This window comes from Chelativorans sp. Marseille-P2723, assembly GCF_902809845.1.
GTDB lineage: Bacteria > Pseudomonadota > Alphaproteobacteria > Rhizobiales > Rhizobiaceae > Chelativorans.
Map to the genome: position 1 here is coordinate 735,631 of NZ_CADDWI010000008.1, position 20,759 is coordinate 756,389.

General features: G+C 59.8%; 18 protein-coding genes and 1 tRNA gene. 9 read left to right on the forward strand and 10 right to left on the reverse strand.

Translation table 11 applies throughout. The features are described 5' to 3' along the window. Nucleotides 1-7 precede the first annotated feature (7 nt). Complete coding sequence (locus HUS57_RS05290; protein ID WP_173931835.1) at nucleotides 8-1,543, forward strand: HAMP domain-containing sensor histidine kinase; 1,536 nt, start codon at nucleotides 8-10, stop codon at nucleotides 1,541-1,543. Between the two features lie 19 nt (nucleotides 1,544-1,562). Here HUS57_RS05290 and HUS57_RS05295 read toward each other — a convergent pair whose 3' ends face one another. Beyond that, nucleotides 1,563-2,552 (reverse strand): nicotinate-nucleotide--dimethylbenzimidazole phosphoribosyltransferase, encoded by a 990-nt coding sequence (locus HUS57_RS05295; protein ID WP_173931836.1) that lies wholly within the window; start codon nucleotides 2,550-2,552, stop codon nucleotides 1,563-1,565. Between the two features lie 82 nt (nucleotides 2,553-2,634). Between HUS57_RS05295 and HUS57_RS05300 the strand changes: the two genes are divergently transcribed. Further along, a complete protein-coding gene (locus HUS57_RS05300; RefSeq protein ID WP_173931837.1) occupies nucleotides 2,635-2,871 on the forward strand; it encodes a DUF1289 domain-containing protein in 237 nt (78 codons plus the stop codon). 3 nt (nucleotides 2,872-2,874) lie between these two features. Beyond that, nucleotides 2,875-3,573 carry a TIGR02281 family clan AA aspartic protease gene (locus HUS57_RS05305; protein ID WP_173931838.1) on the forward strand — a complete coding sequence of 233 codons (699 nt, stop codon included), beginning with the start codon at nucleotides 2,875-2,877 and terminating at the stop codon, nucleotides 3,571-3,573. 2 nt (nucleotides 3,574-3,575) lie between these two features. Here HUS57_RS05305 and HUS57_RS05310 read toward each other — a convergent pair whose 3' ends face one another. From HUS57_RS05310 to HUS57_RS05330, 5 genes are all read right to left on the reverse strand, one after another. Beyond that, nucleotides 3,576-4,397, reverse strand: a complete 822-nt coding sequence (locus HUS57_RS05310) for a sulfite exporter TauE/SafE family protein (protein WP_173931839.1) — start codon at nucleotides 4,395-4,397, stop codon at nucleotides 3,576-3,578. An 82-nt stretch (nucleotides 4,398-4,479) separates the two neighbouring features. Beyond that, nucleotides 4,480-5,478 (reverse strand): tRNA dihydrouridine(20/20a) synthase DusA, encoded by a 999-nt coding sequence (gene dusA, locus HUS57_RS05315; protein WP_173931840.1) that lies wholly within the window; start codon nucleotides 5,476-5,478, stop codon nucleotides 4,480-4,482. Between the two features lie 188 nt (nucleotides 5,479-5,666). After that, a tRNA-Ser gene (locus HUS57_RS05320) sits at nucleotides 5,667-5,756 on the reverse strand. Between the two features lie 498 nt (nucleotides 5,757-6,254). Continuing rightward, a complete protein-coding gene (locus HUS57_RS05325) occupies nucleotides 6,255-7,238 on the reverse strand; it encodes a YihY/virulence factor BrkB family protein (protein ID WP_173931841.1) in 984 nt (327 codons plus the stop codon). Between the two features lie 125 nt (nucleotides 7,239-7,363). Further along, complete coding sequence (locus HUS57_RS05330) at nucleotides 7,364-7,951, reverse strand: acyloxyacyl hydrolase (protein ID WP_173931842.1); 588 nt, start codon at nucleotides 7,949-7,951, stop codon at nucleotides 7,364-7,366. A gap of 241 nt (nucleotides 7,952-8,192) precedes the next feature. Between HUS57_RS05330 and speD the strand changes: the two genes are divergently transcribed. Both speD and speE read left to right on the forward strand, forming a co-directional pair. Further along, nucleotides 8,193-8,666 (forward strand): adenosylmethionine decarboxylase, encoded by a 474-nt coding sequence (gene speD, locus HUS57_RS05335; RefSeq protein WP_173931843.1) that lies wholly within the window; start codon nucleotides 8,193-8,195, stop codon nucleotides 8,664-8,666. Next, entirely contained in the window at nucleotides 8,663-9,526 is an 864-nt protein-coding gene (speE, locus tag HUS57_RS05340; protein ID WP_173931844.1) for a polyamine aminopropyltransferase, read from the forward strand. The genes speD and speE overlap by 4 nt, the downstream gene beginning before the upstream one ends. Before the next feature lie 339 nt (nucleotides 9,527-9,865). Here the strand turns inward: speE and HUS57_RS05345 are convergent, their stop codons facing one another. Together HUS57_RS05345 and pcsA are read right to left on the reverse strand one after the other, a co-directional pair. Continuing rightward, entirely contained in the window at nucleotides 9,866-10,840 is a 975-nt protein-coding gene (locus HUS57_RS05345; RefSeq protein ID WP_173931845.1) for a quinone oxidoreductase, read from the reverse strand. Nucleotides 10,841-10,843: 3 nt separating this feature from the next. Beyond that, nucleotides 10,844-11,566 carry a phosphatidylcholine synthase gene (pcsA, locus tag HUS57_RS05350; protein WP_173931846.1) on the reverse strand — a complete coding sequence of 241 codons (723 nt, stop codon included), beginning with the start codon at nucleotides 11,564-11,566 and terminating at the stop codon, nucleotides 10,844-10,846. A gap of 305 nt (nucleotides 11,567-11,871) precedes the next feature. Here pcsA and HUS57_RS05355 point away from each other — a divergent pair, with 305 nt between their 5' ends. Together HUS57_RS05355 and hspQ are read left to right on the forward strand one after the other, a co-directional pair. Next, on the forward strand, nucleotides 11,872-13,092 hold the full coding sequence (locus HUS57_RS05355; RefSeq protein WP_173931847.1) for a UbiH/UbiF family hydroxylase: 1,221 nt from the start codon (nucleotides 11,872-11,874) through the stop codon (nucleotides 13,090-13,092). A 132-nt stretch (nucleotides 13,093-13,224) separates the two neighbouring features. Further along, complete coding sequence (gene hspQ, locus HUS57_RS05360; protein WP_173931848.1) at nucleotides 13,225-13,557, forward strand: heat shock protein HspQ; 333 nt, start codon at nucleotides 13,225-13,227, stop codon at nucleotides 13,555-13,557. Between the two features lie 231 nt (nucleotides 13,558-13,788). Here hspQ and HUS57_RS05365 read toward each other — a convergent pair whose 3' ends face one another. After that, entirely contained in the window at nucleotides 13,789-14,427 is a 639-nt protein-coding gene (locus tag HUS57_RS05365; RefSeq protein ID WP_173931849.1) for an invasion associated locus B family protein, read from the reverse strand. Between the two features lie 339 nt (nucleotides 14,428-14,766). On the opposite strand from HUS57_RS05365, the gene HUS57_RS05370 reads away from it, so the two are divergent. After that, a complete protein-coding gene (locus tag HUS57_RS05370) occupies nucleotides 14,767-16,503 on the forward strand; it encodes an extracellular solute-binding protein (RefSeq protein ID WP_246727779.1) in 1,737 nt (578 codons plus the stop codon). Nucleotides 16,504-16,516: 13 nt separating this feature from the next. Next, nucleotides 16,517-17,200: a DsbA family oxidoreductase gene (locus HUS57_RS05375; protein WP_173931851.1), complete on the forward strand. Its 684-nt coding sequence runs from the start codon at nucleotides 16,517-16,519 to the stop codon at nucleotides 17,198-17,200. Between the two features lie 47 nt (nucleotides 17,201-17,247). Here HUS57_RS05375 and mfd read toward each other — a convergent pair whose 3' ends face one another. After that, complete coding sequence (gene mfd, locus HUS57_RS05380) at nucleotides 17,248-20,757, reverse strand: transcription-repair coupling factor (protein WP_173931852.1); 3,510 nt, start codon at nucleotides 20,755-20,757, stop codon at nucleotides 17,248-17,250. Nucleotides 20,758-20,759: the final 2 nt, after the last annotated feature.

The window sequence follows — 20,759 nt, forward strand, 5'->3', positions numbered from 1 at the left end:
TACAGTGATGGCGCTGAGGGAAAGTATTTCGGCGGACAAATTTATAGTGGACCGCAGAAGGCCCCGCCGCAATGGTGACGTGGCGCGCACGGTCCGCCGCACGCGCGACCGGCTGTCCGAGGCGCTGTCCGAGGCCGCTGCCGAGGCCCCGGCGTTTGACCGCGAAATGCTCAAGATCCATGCACACACGATCATCAGCGCTTCCCCCTGGGAGCTGGCCATCGTGCTTACCCTTGCGGCCGTGGGCCTTGCCTCCGGCATGTTGCGGGATACCTTATTCTGGATTCTGCTGGCGACAGCCGGCTACGCAGCGCTCTATCTTCTTTCACGTCGCGTGAAACGTCTGGACCTTACCGAAATCAACCAGCACGGACTCGAACGTCAATATCTGTTTCTGCATTTTCTGAGCGGTATCGGATGGGCATATCTCGCCTTCCTCGACTGCGCTGACTGCGGTTTCGGTCATGCCCCGGTTCTCATTGCCATCATCCTTCTGATGATGATCGCCTTCACTGCGCTTGTAACGTCTTCTCTAGGGGGAGCCATCACGGCCACCTTCTTCCTGCCGGTGGCTGCCTACGCATTTCTCTATACCCGGTTGCCGGTGAACGTGGAGACGATCATGGCCGGTCTTCTGGTTCTATCCCTCCCCTTCTTCACCTATGTCGCTCACCACCGCAACCGAGCCGCCATCAGCCTGCTTTCCTTTCGCAGCCAAAAGGACGGGCTCATCGCGGAACTGGAGACTGCTAAGGCTCTTTCCGACGAAGCGCGCAGGCGCGCGGAGGAAGCCAATCTGGCGAAGTCCCGCTTTCTTGCTTCCATCAGCCATGAACTGCGTACCCCGCTCAATGCGATCCTAGGCTTCTCGGAGGTCATGGCAAAGGAGGTCCTGGGCCCGATCGAGAACGACACCTACCGCGAATATGCCCGCGACGTGCACGATTCGGGACAGCACCTGCTTCAGCTCATCAACGAGATTCTCGATCTGTCGCGCATCGAGGAGGGCCGTTACCAGCTCAACGAGGAGCCGCTTTTACTCAGCGATATCGTGCAGGAGTGTTGCCGCATGATGGAACTGAAGATAAAGGCAAAGGAAATCCGCCTTGTCCTGCAATTCGAGCCTTCCTTGCCCCAACTGCTGGGGGATGAGCGGGCCATGCGCCAGATCACGCTAAACCTTCTCTCAAATGCGGTGAAATTCACCCCCGCTTCGGGCGAGATCCGCGTGCGGGTGGGATGGACTGCCGGTGGTGGAGAATACATCTCCGTCAAGGATAATGGACCAGGGATCCCGGAGGATGAAATTCCCGTGGTGCTTGCCGCCTTCGGCCAAGGCACCATCGCGATCAAGAGCGCCGAACAGGGGACGGGACTTGGCCTGCCCATCGTGCAGGGCCTTGCACGCCTTCACGAAGGTGTATTCGAGCTAAAATCCAGGCTCCGCGAGGGCACCGAAGCGATCGTCGCCTTTCCACGCAGCCGGGTGATCACGAGTTCCCCGGCACTCGGGGCGAACGACGCCGGCCGTGCCAGCGTCTAAGGCTTTACCGCAAACCGGATCAGCCCTTCCTGCGGCGGACTTCGGAAAGGCCGGTGGAAACATCTCCGGCGGATTTGATAAGCCCCGCCGTAAGGGCCGCCCCAACGCCGCCCGACCCGGAAGACTTGAGATCAAGCAATGGTTCAAGACCGATCCGCGCCGCCGCCTTTCGGTGCGTATCACTCACGGCGGAAGCAAGGCAGCAATGGGTCAGCGCCTCCGGATTGAGCTTATGAAGAACCTTCGCGGCGGCGGTGGCCGCCAGCCCATCCAGCACCACAGCCACATCCTGCATGCGCGCTGCGAGGATAGCGCCAGCCAAAGCAGCAATCTCGCGCCCGCCCAGCCTGCTCATCGCTTCCAGTGGATCGCCCAGGTGGCCGGTATGGCTGGCCAGTGCTTCCTTGATGACCTCTCCGCGCTTTTCCCACTCAGCGCCATCCGTCTCCATGATAGCGCTGATGAGGGCCATGGCCGAGATGTCGGAGGCTGCATCGACGGTGCCAAGGCCGATGAGATCGGCACCGCTCGCTAAAACTTCCATGCCGAACGCCATTGTCGCAGCAGCCGCCTTTTCGTCAAGTGCAGGTCGGCGCGTGATGTCCTCCACCGGCATATCCAGGGCAAGATCGAACACATTGAGGCCAAGGCCAGCCGCCGCGCAGAGATGGCTGACCGGTGCGGCGCCCGAAGCGATTGCTTCCATGGCGGCCCGCGCTCCCGGAACGGGATCTGTCCCGGTCAAGCGCGCCGTGAGCGCATGGGTTGCCGCGAAAAGGGCGATCCTGGGCCTAGCCACATGCGCATGCCCGGTGGCTTCAGCGAACCACACAGCAAGTTCCCCAAGGCGACCGAGCTCCTCGTGCGATCCTGATGCGGACAGCCCTGCCCGAACCTGCCCCGCCGCAGGACCGTGCCCCCACGGAAGGCGGCTGGCAAGATCGCGGATATCATCGAATGGCTGGCCCATCGTCATCATCGCCCTTTCAGTGAGAGGATGCCCCCGCATAACGGCAGCCACGACCCGAGGCAATGCCCGCGGGCTTGCTTTCGTGCCCGAACGGTTTCATGTGGAAGCAAGGAAGGCGCTGATGACAACTATCGAATCCCCCTGCATTCTCGTTTGCTCCATCGACGAAAGAACCGGCTACTGCTTCGGCTGTGGCCGCACGAGGGGCGAGATCGCCGCGTGGCTCTTAATGTCTCAGGCCGAGCGCCGGGAGGTGATGGAAGTGCTTCCTTCGCGCCTCCAATCCGTCGAGCGCCGCCCCCGCCGCGAAACTCGCCGCGCCCGGCTTGCCCGCGAGCGCGGCGAGCAAAAGGGTTAAGCGATGCGGCTTTTCTGGATCGTAATGGCTGTTCTTGCCGGCGGCCTTGGCTTGCTTGTGGCCACCCATGACCGCGGCTCCGTTTTCGGGCTCGAAAGCAGCGTTTTCGCCTCGGTCCTTTATCTCGGCCTATGGGCCGCCGTTCTCATCGTCGCCATCTTCGGCGCTCGCACCCGCTTCCGGGACATGGCCCGGGATCTGGCCTACTGGCTGCTCATCCTGCTCGTTCTGATGACCGGCTACCAGTACCGCTATGAATTGCAGGACGTGGCGAGCCGACTGACAGCAGGGCTCGTGCCCGGAAGCCCCATCACGATCTCCGGCTCCTCGCGCGCTGCAGTGATGCTGGAAAAATCCGCCAACGGTCATTTCGAGGTTTGGATGATGGTGAATGGCGCCAGGGTGCTGGCCTTGGTGGACACGGGCGCCTCCACGACGGTGCTGTCAGCGGCGGATGCTGCTCGCGCGGGCCTTGCGGTGGAAGACCTTGCGTTCGCCGTTCCGGTCATGACTGCCAATGGCCGGGCGCTCGCTGCACGGGCAAAGGTGGAGACTCTGAAAATCGGGCCAATCGAGCGGTCAGGCGTTCCGGTACTCGTCGCGCAGGAAGGACGGCTTGAACAAAGCCTGCTCGGCATGCAGTTCCTTGCAAGCCTTTCCGGGTTCGAGATACGCGGCGACCGCCTGTTTCTCACCGACTGAGATCACAAGAGGCTCCAGGCGAAACGCGCGGACACGAAAAGCGCAAAGGCGCCGAAGCCAATCTCCAGATGCCGCCGCTGAAGCGCATGCGCCATGCGCACGCCGAGCGGCGTCACGAGCAGCGTTATGGGAATGACCAGCGCGACCGCAATCCAGTTCACGAATCCGGTCGATCCGATGGGCAGGCCCGGTGCTCCCCAGCCGGCCCAGATGTAGCCCAGGAACCCCGGAATGGAGATCAGCACGCCAACCCCCGAGGAAGTCGCCACCGCCTGGTGAATGGGACGCCCGAAGAGCGTCATGAAGCTGTTGTTCAGAATACCACCCCCGATGCCGAGCAGGGTGGAAAGATAGCCGATAAGAAAGCCGACCATCCCTCGGATCGGATTTCCCGGGATATCGCCTTTGATGTGCCATTGGCGATGATTGAACATCAGCTTGAGACCGAGAAGCCCAAGAACAGCGGCGAAGATCACTCTTAATCCAGCGCTGGATAGGTGCGCCGCCGTTATCGAGGCAATGACGACCCCGATGGGCACCGAGATGACAAAGCTGCGCAAGAGGCTCATGTCAACGGCCCCCCGCGTATAATGCGCCCGCCATGAACGCAGCGAGGTGGGCACGATGATGGCAAGCGACGTTCCAACGGAAAGATGCATCCGCACCGCTTCATCGACATCCAGAAGCCCGAAGATCTGATAGAAGACGGGCACCAGTACCGCGCCCCCACCAATACCGAAAAGCCCGGCAAGAATTCCTGCGACCACCGCCGCGCCGGAAATCGCCGCCACGAATGTCGCGATCTCGCTCAAAGGAATGTCCATCGGGCCCCCTTTCCACTTGCTGTGCGGACCAGTGGCTATAGTGGGGCCGGGAGAAAGTAAATCGCTTGGCCGACTGCGCAGCTCAGGCAGCCTTGTCGCGGGCGGAAAGGTCGATTGCGGAGATGGCCCGGAGCAGAACCTCAGGGCCCGCACCTGGGCGCGTTGCCTCAGTGGCAAGGATCTGGCGGTAGCGCCGGGCACCGGGCAATCCGTGGAAAAGTCCTGTCATGTGACGAGTGATTTGGGAAAGCCGCCCGCCGCTGGCAATATGCTGCGCCGCGTAATCCGCCATCGCATGCACAACCGATTCAAGGTCCGCCGGCTCATCCGCCTTGCCATATATGCGCGAATCCACTGCAGCCAGGATGACCGGCTCATGATAAGCCGCCCGCCCGATCATCACGCCGTCGACATTGGCAAGATGCGCCTCGACCTCCTCAACGCTGCGGATGCCGCCATTGATTCCCACGAACCTTTCAGGATACGCCCTCTTCAGGCGATAGACCCGATCGTAGTCGAGCGGCGGAATATCCCGGTTTTCACGCGGGCTAAGACCCTGCAGCCAAGCCTTGCGCGCATGCACCCATAATGCGTCAGTTCCTGCAGCAAAGACCGCGTCTGCAATTACTGCGAGCGCCTCCTCCGGGTCTTGATCGTCAACGCCGATGCGGCATTTCACTGTCACCGGAACCGCTACGGCCTGCTTCATTGCCGAAACGCAATCGGCCACAAGTTGCGGGGTCTTCATCAGGCAAGCACCGAAGGTGCCAGATTGCACCCGGTCCGAGGGGCAACCGACATTCAGATTGATCTCGTCATACCCGAAATTTGCGCCAATGCGTGCCGCCTTCGCTAGTTTCTCCGGTTCGCTACCGCCAAGCTGAAGCGCCACCGGATGCTCCACCGAGCCGAAGCCGAGGAGGCGCTCGCGGTCCCCATGGATCACGGCATCCGCCACCACCATTTCCGTATAAAGCAGCGTGCTTTGCGAAAATTGCCGGTGGAAGAAGCGGCAATGCCGGTCCGTCCAGTCCATCATCGGCGCGATGGCAAGCCTGTGCCCGTAAGAGCTAGAACCCATATCTGTCACCCGCGTATAATCGCAAGCTCCGCTATATCAAAACTTCCGGGGCTGTTCACAAGCGATGCTGGAATGATTCGGTAGATGTTGCGCGTTGCCGTTTAGGTCTCCATAGACAAGCCTTCACATGGCGCGCGTTGTCTGGAAGTGCAAGGCTGAACGCGAAACCGCGTTCTGTAGAGCGGAGGTGGCGGAAGCGGTGGGATTCGAACCCACGAACGAGTTGCCCCGTTGCTGGTTTTCAAGACCAGTGCCTTCAACCACTCGGCCACGCTTCCATAAAGCACATGAATACCGTTTCTTGCGCAGGACAAGGTCAACGGTGCTCATCCTCGGCTTTACCGCGCCGCTATTAACGGCGTCAACCATTCTGCCACGTCAATGACGGTGAATAGCCAACTGACGCCCTAAGGTGGTGCCCCGGCGTGGCCCTCTGGCGGGGTTTCCGTGGTGCATCTGCTCAGATAATGTTTCCGTGGTACCTTTACATCTGTTCAGATAGTATTGCGCCGGCGGGAAAGGAACCATCCCCATCTGGAGGCTTGCATGTCGTGGTTCTTTCTCGGTTTGGGATTGGGGGCATTGCTCGGCTGCCTAACCGGTGCCGCAGCTGTCTATTGGTATGTCGCTGCTCGTTGGTCGCATCTGGACAGGCAATAACGATTAACTAACCGAAAGCGCGCACGAACTTCCTGAAAGAAGCGGCAGGAGCGTAGCGCCTGGCATGGGTCATGACCCTCAGCATTCGAGGCTCGCAATGTCCCTGGCTCAGGAAACTACCCCTCCTCCTCCTTGCTATCTGCCGCCAGATGATCGGCCATATACGCTCCGCGCTGCCCCATGGGCTTTCCCTCGCCGGTCGTTGTATCCTTCGCGGTCTGGTGCTCCATCTCCGCATTGAGTTCCGCCCCGACGAGGAGGATCATCACCGATATCCAGATCCACATCATGAAGCCGATCGCCGCCCCGAGCGTGCCATAGGTGGCGTTGTAATCGGCAAAGTTCTGAAGATAGAAAGAAAAACCGACAGAAGCGGCGACCCAGACGATGACCGCGAGCAAGCTGCCCGCACTTACCCATTGCCAGCGTGCATCCTCCCGGCTGGGGCCCACCCTGTAGAGGACGCTCACGGCAAAGAAGGCAAACGCAAGGAAAATCACCCAGCGCCCCGCCCGCACGAGAATGTCCCCCACCGGTCCCAGTTCGGCAAAGGCAAGGACCACCGGTACGCCCCCGATCAGAATGGACAGCAACACCGCTGCGATCATGGCGCCAATGGTGCAGGCGAAGGAAATCGCGGTAAGCCTGATGAAGCCGCGCTTTTCACGTTCATTGTAAGCGATGTTCATGCCTTCGAAGAGGGCCTTGATCCCGTTATTGGCGCTCCAGAAGGAGAAAGCAAAGGAGATGAGGAAGCCTATGCCCAATGCCTGATTATTTTGGGAGGCAAGCTCCATGAGCTGGCCACCAATAAGATCGAGAGCGGCCTGCGGCAGCACGCCTTGCATCATGTTGAGATACTCGGCCACTTGTCCAGCGTCGGCAAATAGCCCGTAAAGGGAAACGAAGGCAGCCAGTGCAGGGAAGAGCGCAAGGACCAGGTAAAACGTGATGCCGCCTGCGACCAGCGTCAGGCGATCTTTCCCGAGCCGGGCGAAGACGCGGCGCAAAATATCCACCCAGCCGCGCCAGGGAATATCGCGAACTCTGCGCGCCTGCCTCCCCCTTCCATTCTCCTTTAACCGCTCACGCGCACCCATCTGCTCGTTCGCAGCGCGGGACTCTTGTCGCAGTGTGCTCTCCCATTGCTTCGACCCATGGCCCTTTCGCACAACCAACAAGGCTTCAATGCCGCTTGTTCCGAAGGGGCCGGATGTCGATGCTCTTAGAACCGGTAACCGATGCGGATGCCCGTCGCCTCCGCCCCGTTATTCACGCTGCTGCAAAGGCCGCCATGGGAGAAGTGGTCGGTGTAAGCCTGAACGGTCCAGCGCTCGCTGAAATCATAGCCGACGGCCGCACCCAGGTGAAACAAGGCGCGGCAGCCGAGGGCCTTGTAATTGCTTGGGTTCTTCAGATCTTCGGCTGTTGTCACGGCGCCTCCCAAGCTGAGTCCGAGATAGATCCGGTCACTGATCCGGAAATCCCAGTTAAGGCCGCCGTATACGAAGTGAATGGGATCATCCGCTATAGCAACGTCAAACCCGATATAAGGCCTGGGCGAACCGACGGGGCGGAGAAATTCCGGCGAGCGGAAAACGTACTCACCGTTGATCACTACACCGCTGAAGTCGTCCGTAGAGAAAAAGCCTCTGTCGTAGGCGAGCACACCGAACCGCACCTCCTGCCAATGTGCATGGACACCCGGCTGCAAAAAGCGCCTTTCCCCCGCGCCGGTTTCCGTTTGCGCAAGAGCCGGCGCTCCTTGGTAGAGGGACAAAAGGAACGCAAGGAAAAGGACACGCCGCGACATTCCCGCCCCGTCACAGATGGTGCTTAGCCTTGCCGTCAGGTACCCGGCGGTTCAGCGATTCGCCATAGTATATCAGATAAGTATTTCCGCCGCGCGCGTACTCTTCTGCAGATTTTCTCCTTTCCACCCATCTCTGAAACCCTGTGGCTGCTTGCCCTAACCGGTTGTACCCCCGCTTTCGTCCACCTATATAGACCCTGCTTTTAAAAGATTGCCACATCTGCTGGTTGGAGAGGACGCCATGCTGAAAGACGCCCTTTTCCAATTGGGGATGGATTCAGCGCGCCTGAACACCGCCCAAACGGAACAAGAGGATAAAACGGTCCTACAGGAAAGGGACCGACCGGACCATTTCATCGAAAAGGATGGGGTGGTATGCGCGGGTGCGCATTTGATCGTAGATCTATACGAGGCAAAGCGCCTTGACGATTTGCCCTATATCCGTCGCACGCTCATCGATTGCGTGGAGGCGGCCGGCGCCACGCTGCTGCACATCCACCTTCATCCCTTCGAGCCTAATGGCGGGGTGAGCGGTGTCGCCGTGCTGGCGGAAAGCCATATCTCAATTCATTCCTGGCCGGAGCGGGGCTACGCCGCGCTCGACATCTTCATGTGCGGGGATGCCGAGCCCGACCGCTGCATCGACGTTCTCAAGAACGCTTTCCATCCCGGCCGCATGGAGGTTAAGGAGCTGCTGCGGGGAGAAAGCGTATGAGCGGCCGGACGACCTTTTCCGAGACCCTTCATGGGGATGTGCTGCTCTCCTTTACCGCGGACGAGGTCCTGCATGAAGAGGCGACGGAGCATCACCGGCTTGAGCTGATCCGCAACGCGGTGTTCGGCAAGGTCCTCTTGCTCGACGGCGCGGTACAGGTCACCAGCGCCGACGAGTTCATGTATCACGAGATGATGGCGCATGTGCCTCTTGCGTCCCACCCCGACCCTGCAGATGTGCTTATCATCGGTGGCGGGGATTGCGGATTGGCGGAGGAGGTGCTGAAGCACAACCGGGTCAAGTCGCTGACACAGGTGGAAATCGATCAATCCGTGCTCGACTTTTCGCGCCGGCATTTCTCCGAGTTCAACGCGCCCGTCTTTGAAGATCCCCGCTTTGAAGTACGGATCGCCGATGGTGCGGCATTTGCGGCGCAAACGGAGGATCGATTCGACGTGGCAATTGTGGACTCCACCGATCCCACCGGCCCCGGCGCAGCGCTTTTCGCTCCTTCTTTCTATGCTAATTTGAAGCGCATTCTCAAACCCGGCGGCATTGCGGTTACGCAGAACGGCGTTCCTTTTCTTCAGCGGGACGAATACTTGGCGGCATTTGGTGCATTGGCTACGGTGTTCCGGCACGTCCAAAGCTACCTGGTCACCGTGCCTACCTATTTCGGTGGGCACATGACGCTCGGATGGGCAAGTGAGGATGTCGATCCGGCCAATGTCGATGAGGCGGTGTTGGCCAAAAGAACGAAGGATATTTCCACGCACTATTATACGCCGGCCCATCATCGGGCAGCGTTCGTGCTGCCGCGCTACATCCAGGAGCTTCTGGATGAGGCAAAGGCTCGATGAAGCCTGACTATGCGCTTGCCTGGCTCTTTGCTAAGAAACTGCGGAGGGCGGGTATCTTGGCTGCAAGTTCCATATAGCGCCCGGCGCTGCGCCGGCAGGCGGAACCATCCGTCGTGGGGCGATATAGTCGTGAAGACTGCCACCGGCAGAAGCTTTGCCACATTCATCGTGAAATGGATGCCGCTCCCCAAGATCACATAGCCAGGGTAAAACGATCGCGGGCGCGGGCCTTCTGACAGCTTCCAGTCAGGAGGCAGTGACCCGGTCTAGCCGGATCCTCACCATCACATGGTGTTGGTAATCGCCCCCTCAGGGAATCAGATTGGTAATCGCCCCCCTTTAGGGAATCAGAACGGTGGCTCCAGTCGTACGGCGCTCTTCAAGATCCTGATGTGCCCGCGCCGCTTCCGCAAGCCGGTAGCGTTGGTTGATCGTGCTCTTCACCACCCCGGAACGGATTGCCGAGAACAGCGCCGCAGCCGCCGCCTCAAGGTCCTTTCTTTCCGCAATATAGGTGAAGAGCATCGGCCGTGTGGCAAAAAGCGAGCCTTTCTGGGCCAGTAGACCTAGATTGAACGTTGGTACGATACCGGATGACTGGCCGAAGCTTACGAACATGCCAAGCGCCCGCAGGCAGTCAAGCGATCCCGGAAACGTGTCCTTGCCAACGGAATCATAGACAACGTCGCACATCCGCCCTTCGGTGATTTCCCGCACCGCGGTTACGAAATCGTCTTTCCTGTAGTCGATCACATGGTCAAAACCATGCGCGAGGGCGCGTTTCACTTTCTCCGGTCCCCCTGCCGTTCCGATCACAGTTGCGCCAAGATGCTTTGCCCATTGCCCGATGATGAGCCCGACCCCACCTGCTGCCGCGTGGCAGAGGATCGTATCACCCGGCTTTACTGGAAAGGTACGGTGCAGCAGATACCAGGCCGTCATGCCCTTCAGCATGATGCTTGCAGCCTGTTCGTCGGACACGTCCTCAGGCAGCTTGACCAATTGGTCGGCGGGGATTAGGCGCTCCTCGCAGTAAGCCCCGCCGCCGGCGATACAATAGGCGACGCGGTCGCCCGGCTTCAGCGTCTCGATCCCTTCCCCTACCTCCAGAACGAGGCCGGCGGCCTCCCCGCCGGGCGTAAAGGGAATGGGCATCGGATAAAGGCCGGTGCGTTGATAGATATCGATAAAATTAACGCCGATCGCCCGCTGTCTTATGAGTGCCTGCCCGGCGCCAGCGCTGCCTGGCTTTATATCTTCCAGGCGGAGAACCTCAGGTCCGCCCGTCTGGTGCACGCGTATCGCCTTTGCCATGCTTCACATCCTCTTCCGTCCCAGTTGGGGAAACGCCTGCATCACAGCGCCGATGCCATAAAGATATAAGCCCGACACGCCGATCCCCGCTTTCACGAGCGCGTGGACCTGCATGTCCTGCAGGAGCGCCATGCCCCCCAGCGCGCACCAGGCAAGGAAGACGCTAAAATTGAGCACCCGCAACCGCTTGACGCGGACAGGATGCAGAAAATGAACAGGCAAGAAGGTGAAGACCGCCGAGATCATCACCACGGCGAACGAGAAATATTCCCCCGGCTCAATGACAAAGAGCGTGAATACCACCATGTTCCAGACGACGGGGAAACCCTTGAAGAAGTTCTCCTTCGTCTTCATGCCCGTGTCGGCATAATAGATTGCGCTCGACACCACTATGACGGCAGCGGAAAGGAAGGAAAGCCCCTCCCCCATGAAGCCGCTCTGGTAGAGGGCGAAGGCAGGGATGAGCACGTAGGTGACATAATCGATGATGTTGTCCAGCATGTCGCCGGACCAGGTGGGCAGCACGTCCTTTACCTGCAGCCTGCGTGCAATCGGGCCGTCGATTCCGTCAACCAGAAGGGCAAGCCCCAGCCACCAGAACATCGCCGTCCAGCGTTCCTCGCTCGCCGCCACCAAGGAAAGAAAGGCAAGGAACGAGCCGGACGCAGTAAGCAGATGAACAGAGAAGGCCTTTGCCTGAGGCGCAGTGACTTTTTTCCTCGTCATCGAAACTGCTGGTCCCGTACGCTTGCAGTGCGCCCATTCTCGCGCTTTCCCGGATAGGCGCTCCAGCCTGGTTCGTCCCGCACCGCTCCTCTTCCTGCAAGCATTGTCTTTCCTTTTCACCATAACGTCGGCACACGTCTTTATCACGCTCCGGCGAAACTGCTCAGTACTACAGCCCTGTCGCATGTGGAAAAGCCAATTCGCCCTTCTGACCGCTTTCGGACCGAATGCCGCCTTGATTAGGGCGGATCGCTGCTATACTTCATCCGGCCGTGCGCCGCGCAAGGAGGCGGTTGTCCGGCCCAATGAATGAAGTGAAGCAGAAAATCCTCGTCGCAGGCACAGGGCCAGCCGGAATGGCTGCGGCTCTGGCGCTCGCTAAGATGGGTCGCAAGGTCTTTCTTGTTGGCCCTGGCCCGAATATCCAAGACAAACGTACAACCGCATTAATGCGCCCGGCGCTGGATTTTCTTGGCCGGCTGGGCCTTGCGGAGCAGATCGATCGTGTCGCCGCTCCCCTGAGGACAATGCGAATCATCGATGCCACCCAGCGTCTCATCCGCAGCCCCGTGGTCACGTTCCACGCCGCCGAGATCGGCCAGGAGGCGTTCGGCCTCAATATTCCAAATGCAGAGCTCAATGCCACCTTGGCCGGGATTGTGCGCCAATGTCCCGAAATCACATGGCACGACAGCCTCGTGGCACATTGGGACCTGACCGCCGATCACGCAGAGGCGCAGCTTGCGGACGGCACCGTCCTTAGAGCCTCGTTGGCCGTTGCCGCCGATGGCCGCAATTCTCCCGCACGGGCGGCTGCGGGAATCACGGTGACTACGCGCAAGCTTCCGCAAAGCGCGTTGGTTTTAAACTTTGCGCATGCGCGCCATCACGGCTTCTCCTCGACGGAGTTTCACACGGAGTATGGACCCTGCACGCAGGTTCCCCTGCCAGGCGGCTTCCGGTCCAGCCTCGTCTGGGTGACCCGGCCAAATCACGCCAATGAGCTTGCCGCGCTCGACGACGATACTCTCTCCCGGCGTATTGAGGAGCGACAGCAATCCTTTCTGGGAAAAGCTACGGTCGAGCCCAACCGGCAGGTTTTTCCCCTTTCGACTGCTATGCCTGCCCGTTTTGCCAGCCGCAGGGTGGCGCTTGTCGGTGAGGCCGCCCATGTCTTTCCGCCAATAACCGCGCAGGGGCTCAATCTAAGCCTACGGGATGTCATGGATCTTGCCCAGGTGGCCAGCGCTTACGCTTCCGACCCAGGTGCGACCGAACCACTCCGGCACTATGATGCGCGCCGCCGTCCGGATGTGCTGGCGCGAAGCAGCGCCGTCAATCTGGTCAACGCGTCGCTTCTTTCCGACCTCTTGCCGGCTCAGCTTGCAAGGAGCGCCGGCCTGGGGCTTCTGGGAAGCCTTCCGCACCTGCGAGGCTTCTTCATGCGGGAGGGCATGTACCCGGGCAGCGGCTTCGCGGCCCTTCTGCCGGATTTTCTACGTCCCTCCCGGGAACTGCTTCCCTAGAGTCTCCCGTGGCCAAGATGGCGGCAACGAATCCTGTCATTGAACCATTTCTATCATCCGGCGTCACCTTCACGAAGGGACGGGTTGAACTGTGACGAAAACAACGTCACATAAGAGCGAAGGCAGGAAGCGATGCAAAAGATCAGAAAAGCAAAATTCGCGATCGGCCAGGTGGTCCGCCACCGGCTCTTTCCCTTTCGGGGCGTAGTCTTCGATGTCGATCCCGAATTCAACAACACCGAGGAGTGGTACCAGGCCATACCGGCAGAGATTCGACCATCCAAGGATCAGCCCTTCTATCATCTGCTGGCGGAAAACGAAGAAACCCAGTACGTCGCGTATGTTTCCGAGCAAAATCTTCTGGAAGATGAGTCAGGCGAGCCGGTGAGCCATCCCCAGCTATCGGAATTTTTTGTGCGCATGGCAAATGGCAAATACATGCCGCACCAAAAGCACACGCACTAGAGGAACCTGAGGAAAACTGGATACTGGTTACCTCCCGGAACTCTGAAAAACAAGAGCTTAAGCCATTGCAGCGTTTCGATGGATGCTGCGATGGCTTACTCGTTCACGCTAGCCCAATCGCTGGTCGATTCTGAGCCGCCGCCTGAAGCAGATGCTCGTATCGGAAAGCCATGGCAGGATCGCCATGACTCGACCGAGTAACTGTCGACCCACGGAACCGTTTCGAGCAGCTTATTGCGACTGCTGCTTTGCCTGCTCCTGAGCCTGCTTCAGCTTATCGACAAATTCCTGGTTGTTCTTGCTTACGAACTCTTCGAGCCTCTTCTGGCGCTCGTCGAGGTCGCTCTGCTGCAACGGCTCGCCGTCAAAGGCGTTGGTGAAGCCCTGAAGCGTGACCTTGATCGGATTCGGCTGGTTCTGGAAATTGACGGAGGTGAGCGTCAGTTCAGAGCCGCGTTTGAAGGCTGAGACCACCTGGTCTGTAAGGGGTGCTTCAGCTACGCAGCGATCCGGAACGCAGATGGCATATTCAATCTTCTGTGTCGTGCCGCCGTCGACCTGAAGCCCAATTCCCGGTGGTATGAGACGTCCCGACGGCACCGCGATCTGCAGCACGCTGCGATTCACCTTGCCTTTCACTTCTATCAAATTCACGCTGGTCAGAAGCTGACCTGTTTCAGCGCGACGAAGAAACTGAACGTTGCAGACGTCCACGTCTTCCTGCTTCGTGCACGCCTTGAACCAGCCCTGCGGCGGCTCCTGCTGTGCCTGCTGCGCCAGCGCCTGACCGCTGCCCCCGATGCCAACCATGCACAGCGCGCCGAACAAGGCGGCCGGCAAACGGTATGCTTTCGCATTTTGGCCTATCATTGATACCTTCCTCTTGAAATCCCACCGGCAGCTACGCCATTACGACGCATTCCCTTGCCATCGAATGCGGCGACAGCAAGGCTTGCGCGCGTGTTACACTGCATATGGCCGCGAATCCAGTGTTCATCCCCAAGGCTCCAGTGTTTTCGCATGCGATTGGCGCGAACTGCAGGATCGGGCAAGACACCCGCCTTATTGTGAACTGTTTGAAGCGTGAGACACTCGAAGTTTGAGATGAGGTCTTTGATGATTCGTACCTTCCTGATTCTGGCGCTTGCCCTGGGGCTTGCCTGCGCAGCACCGGTACAGGCGCAGGACATCCCCGCACATGGAATTGCCATGAATGGCAAACCAGGCATGCCTGCCGGGTACACGCATTTTCCCTATGCCAATCCTGAAGCTCCGAAGGGGGGCGAAATCACCTATTGCGTCGTAGGCACCTTCGACAACCTGAATCCCTTCATTCTGAAAAGCATGCGCACAACGGCCCGCGGGGTAACCGACGCGATCTTCGGTAATCTGGTCTTCGAGCCGCTGATGCGCCGGAGCCGGGCAGAGCCGTTTTCCCTCTACGGTCTGCTGGCCAAATCGGTTGTGATGGACGAAGGCCGCACCTATGCGGAATTTCACCTCGATCCCGACGCCCGATGGTCGGACGGCAAGCCAGTCACGCCCGAGGACGTCATCTTTACCTATGAAACCTTCGCCGAGAAGGGCCGCCCGCCCTACAGCACCCGCATGGACCGGATCGCAAAGCTAGAGAAGATCGGCGAGCACATCGTACGGTTCACCTTCAACGAAAAATCGGATCGCGAATTTCCGCTTATCGTGGCGCTTACACCTATCATACCAGCACACGCTTTCGAGCGCGAGGCGTTCGACCAATCCACGCTCAAGCCTTTGATCGGCAGTGGCCCTTACACCATAGAAGCGGTTGATCCCGGCCGCCGCATCGTCTACCGGCGCAATCCCGAATATTGGGCGGCGGATAAACCCTCCATGCGCGGATTTCACAACTATGACCGCATCCGCGTCGACTATTTCCTGAACAGCAACTCCCAGTTCGAGGCCTTCAAGAAAGGGCTTTGCTCAGCCTATGGCGGGCCGGTCTATACCGGGCTCGATCCGAACCACGTGGCGCGCGATTTCAACTTTCCCGCCGCGCAGAGAGGCGATGTAGTCGTCGAATCCTTTGAGTCGAAAATTCCCCCGGTGGTCGTCGGCTTCGTCTTCAACACACGTCAGGAAAAGTTCTCCGATCCCAGAGTGCGCCGCGCGCTCTCGATGCTCTACGATTTCGAATGGGTGAACAGAAACGTTTATGACGGGAAATACCGCCGGACGCTGAGCTACTGGCAGAACTCGGAGCTTTCAGCGCTCGGCAGGCCGGCGAACGAGATTGAACGGAAGCTTCTTGCACCATACGTGGACAAAGTCCTGCCCTCAGTTATGGACGGCACCTACGGCGTGGATGGCAAAGACGGTCTTGACCGGGAGATGATGCGCGAGGCGCTCGCCTTGTTAAGAACGGCCGGATACAGCCTGAAGAACGGCGTTCTACAGGATGCATCCGGGAGGGGCCTGGCCTTCGAGATCCTCATCGTTCCCGGAGAGCAGGAGCGTATTGCGAGCGTCTATCAGCGTGCGCTTGCCCGGATCGGCGTTCAGGTTTCCCTGCGGGTGCTCGATGATTCCCAGATGCAGCAGCGAAAGCAAGCTTTCCAGTTCGACATGCTGATTGCAGGCGTAGGCTTTTCCGGCTCGCTTTCCCCCGGCATCGAGCAGGTCGGCCGCTGGGGCTCCGAGTCCGCCAATGCCGAAGGTTCCTTCAATCTGGCCGGCGTTGCCGATCCCGCAGTCGACGCCATGATCGAGGCAATGCTCAATGCGCGCGACCAGGAGACTTATGTTGCCGCAGTGCGCGCACTCGACCGGCTTCTAATCTCCGGGGCCTATATGGTCCCAACCCAGCACAATACGCTGCAGTGGATCGCCTACTGGAACTATCTCGATCATCCGGACGTAAACCCACTGGACGGGTTTGACCTGTCTGCCTGGTGGCGCAAGCCCCAGTAAGAAAGGGAGAGATGTGGAAAAAGAACCCGCAATCGTCATCGACGTCGTATCGGACGTCGTCTGCCCTTGGTGCTACCTTGGCAAGCGTTATCTGGAACGCGCACTTGAAAGCCTGCCAGAGCTGTCCAGATCTGTGCGCTGGCGGCCTTTCCAGCTCGATCCTTCGATCCCGCGGGAAGGGCTGGAACGGGAGAGCTACATGCTCGCAAAATTTGGCAATCGTGAGCGGATCGATGCTGCCCATGAGCGTTTGCGCGAGCTTGGGGCGGCGGCAGGCATCCCCTTCGATTTTTCTGCGATCAGGATTGCGCCCAACACGCTTGACTCGCACCGGGTGATCCGCTGGGCCGGGACCCTCAGCGAGGATGTGCAATCACGGCTCGTCTCCCGGCTTTTCGGCCTCTATTTTGAGGAAGGGGCGAATATAGGCGACCACGCCGTACTGTCTGATGCTGCGCGTCATGCAGGCATGGACGCCGACTCTGTTATGAAGCTCCTCGCCACCAATGCCGGCCGGACGGAGGTTGAGGCGGAGATTGCAGCGTCGAACCGCATGGGCATCACGGGGGTACCCTGCTTTCTCCTTGAAGGCCGCTATGTGCTGACAGGCGCCCAGCCGCCCGAGACGCTCGCCGATGCGGTTTCGAAGGTGGCAGAGGCCAAGGCGAAGGGCCTGCTCGACCAGAACGAGGCTTGATCCTGCGAAGGCACCTGGCTTGGCAGCATGACGGCACCGCCGTCCCTTTATGCTGCCTGTCTTTCCGCAAGCCGTACCAGTTGCGTCATGATCACCGCTGCTCCGGAAAGGCGCTTCTCCGGCGTTGGCCAGTCGCGGATGAACACCACGCTCTGATCCGGCCTGATCTTGGCAAGCTGCCCCTGCTCGCCAATGAAGCGCACAAGGCCGGCTGGCTCGGGAAAAGCCTGGTTGCGGAAGTGGAGCACCACGCCCTTCGGACCAGCATCCAGCTTCTCCACATTCGCCCGGCGGCAAAGCGCCTTGATGAACACCACTTTCAGGAGGTGCTCCACCTCCACCGGCAGAGGGCCGAAGCGGTCGATCAGCTCCGCCCCAAAAGCGTCGATCTCTTCCGTTGTCGTCAACTCGCCAAGACGCCGGTAAAGGCCCAGGCGAAGCTGGAGATCAGGTACGTAGCTTTCCGGGATCATGACGGCGGTGCCGACGGTGATCTGCGGCGACCAGCCGGTGTCTAGCGCCTCGCCTCCGCCGCGCAGTTCTGCGACCGCTTCTTCCAGCATCTGCTGGTAGAGCTCGTAACCCACTTCCCTGATATGCCCAGACTGCTCCTCTCCAAGAAGATTTCCCGCACCGCGAATGTCGAGATCATGACTTGCCAGCTGGAACCCCGCGCCCAGCGTATCCAGCGATTGCAGCACTTTAAGACGCCTTTCCGCCGTTGGCGTCAGCGTCTTGTTGGCCGGCAATGTGAAGAGCGCATAGGCCCGCACCTTGGAGCGGCCTACACGCCCGCGAAGCTGGTAAAGCTGCGCAAGCCCGAACATGTCTGCCCGATGCACGATCAGCGTGTTGGCCGTTGGTATATCCAGGCCCGATTCCACAATCGTGGTGGAAAGCAGTACATCATACTTGCCCTCATAGAAGGCATTCATGATGTCGTCGAGCTCGCCCGCCGGAAGCTGCCCGTGGGCCGTAGCCACCTTCAGCTCCGGGACTTCCTGGGCCAGGAACTCCTTCACCTCTTCCAGGTCGGAAACACGCGGTACGACGTAAAAGCTTTGGCCGCCGCGATAGCGTTCGCGCAGCAGCGTCTCGCGGATCACCAGCGGGTCGAACGGTGAGATGAACGTCCGTACCGCGAGCCTGTCGACCGGCGGCGTAGCAATCAATGACAATTCGCGCACGCCCGTTAGCGCCAGTTGCAATGTGCGGGGAATGGGCGTTGCCGAGAGCGTGAGCACATGCACGTCCGACTTCAGTTCCTTCAGCCGCTCCTTGTGCTTTACGCCGAAATGCTGCTCCTCGTCGATGATCAGCAGTCCCAAATTCTTGAACGTAACGGAGTTGCCCAGAAGCGCATGGGTGCCAATGACGATATCCACCGTACCCTCAGCTATCCCCCTCTTTGTCTGCGCGAGTTCCTTGGAGCCGACGAGGCGCGAGGCTTGGCGCACCGATATAGGCAGGCCCATGAAACGCTCGCGGAAGGTCTTGAAGTGCTGGCGTGCGAGCAGCGTCGTGGGCACCACCACGGCAACCTGAACACCCTCCATGGCGGCGATAAAGGCAGCCCTTAAGGCAACCTCGGTCTTCCCAAACCCGACGTCACCACAGACGAGACGGTCCATGGGACGGCCGGAGGTGAGATCTTCGATCACTGCCTCAATAGCGTTTTGCTGGTCATCCGTCTCGTCATAAGGAAAACGGGCCGCAAACTCGCCATAAAGGCCTTCGGGCGGTGCAAGCTTGGCCGCAGGACGCATCTGTCTTTCGGCCGCAAGCTTGATCAGGTCGCCCGCCATCTCAAGCAGCCGCTTCTTAAGCTTCGCCTTGCGCGACTGCCAGGCAACGCCTCCGAGCTTGTCGAGCACCGCTTCCGCGGCATCGGAGCCGTAGCGGGAAAGAAGCTCGATATTCTCAACCGGCAGGAACAGCCGGTCGTCGCCTGCGTAGCGGATCTCCAGACACTCGTGCGGCGCTCCTACGGCCTCAATGGACTTGAGCCCCACGAAGCGGCCAATGCCATGATCAGCATGGACGACGATATCCCCGGCAGAAAGTGCATTTACTTCCGAAATAAAATCAGAGGCTTTGCGCCTTCTCTTCGTGCGCCGGATCAGGCGGTCGCCCAGAATGTCCTGCTCAGCGACGACGGTGAATGAAGCCGTCTCGAAACCAGCTTCGAGCGGCAGAACGCCGAGCCCGGCCTTACCTTTAGGCAGCCTCTCAAGATCGGCAAGGCTTTCCACCCGTTGAAAGCCCTCAAGCCCATGCTCGGCCAGGATCTGGCCGAGCCGCTCGGTCGATCCCTGGCTCCAGCCGGCAACCAGCACCTTCTTACCCTCCGCCCTCAGCGTGCCGATATGCCTTGCCACATGCTCGAAGACATTCGCCTTCGGATCTGCTCTTTCCTCGGCAAAGCTGCGTCCTCCCTGCGCGCCAGCATGGGCGACCTCTTTGGCGCTCTCCCCCGGGGTGGCGAAGGGCGTGAAGCGAAAGAAGTGCCGACCTTCCGCAGCCTCCGAGACCTCTTCAGGGCTTAGGTAAAGCCGCTGCGGCTCGACGGGCTTGTAGGGTACCGCCTCGCCGATACCCGCTCCTTCGGAAGCCTGCCGCATGCGCGCTTCGTAATGATCGGTGATCAGCGCGAATCTCTCACGGATAGCTTCATGAGCCAGATGATCGAGCACCAGAGGCGCATCGGGCAGATAGTCGAACACCGTCTCCAGCCGGTCATAAAACAGCGGCAGCCAGTGCTCCATGCCCGCAAAACGCCGTCCTTCGGAAACCGCCGCATAAAGAGCGTCGTCACGAGACGGCGCTCCGAAAGCCTCGATATAATTGCGGCGGAAGCGGCTGATCGTTTCAGGCGTTAGCGACACCTCGCTCATCGCTTGAAGCGAAATCTCGTTCTGTTGTCCGGTCGTACGCTGCGTCGCCACGTCGAAGGCGCGAATCGATTCCAGCGTATCGCCAAAGAAATCAAGACGCACGGCCTCCTCCCAGCCGGGAGCGAAGAGATCGAGAATGCCACCGCGCACAGCATATTGCCCGATGTCGCGCACAGTGGGGACGCGCTCGAAGCCGCTCTTTTCCAACCGCGCCGTAAGTTCTTCCATATCCACCTGGTTGCCAGGCCGTGCACGGAAGCCCTGCGCGGCAATACTGGATGCAGGCGGCATGCGCTGGATGAGCGCATTGGCACTGACCAGCACAAGGGCCCTGTGCGGGTTTTTCTGGAGCGCAGCCATGGCGGCAAGCGCATCCAGACGTCGAGCCGCCGCGTCCGCTCCGGGCGAGACACGGTCATAGGGCAGGCAGTCCCAGGCGGGCAGTTCCAGAAGCGGAAGGCCGGGCGCAGCAAAGCGCAGAACGTCTCCAATCAGCGGAAGACGCTGGCCATCGCGCACCACGAAAATCATGGGCCCATCAGGCGCGATTTCGGAAGAAAGCTGCGCCAGGGCAAAAGCTTCGTAGCCATCGGCAACGCCGTCGACAATCACCGACCGCTTCCGGTTACCAGCAAGGCCGGTAGTCTTGATCAGTTTATTCATGA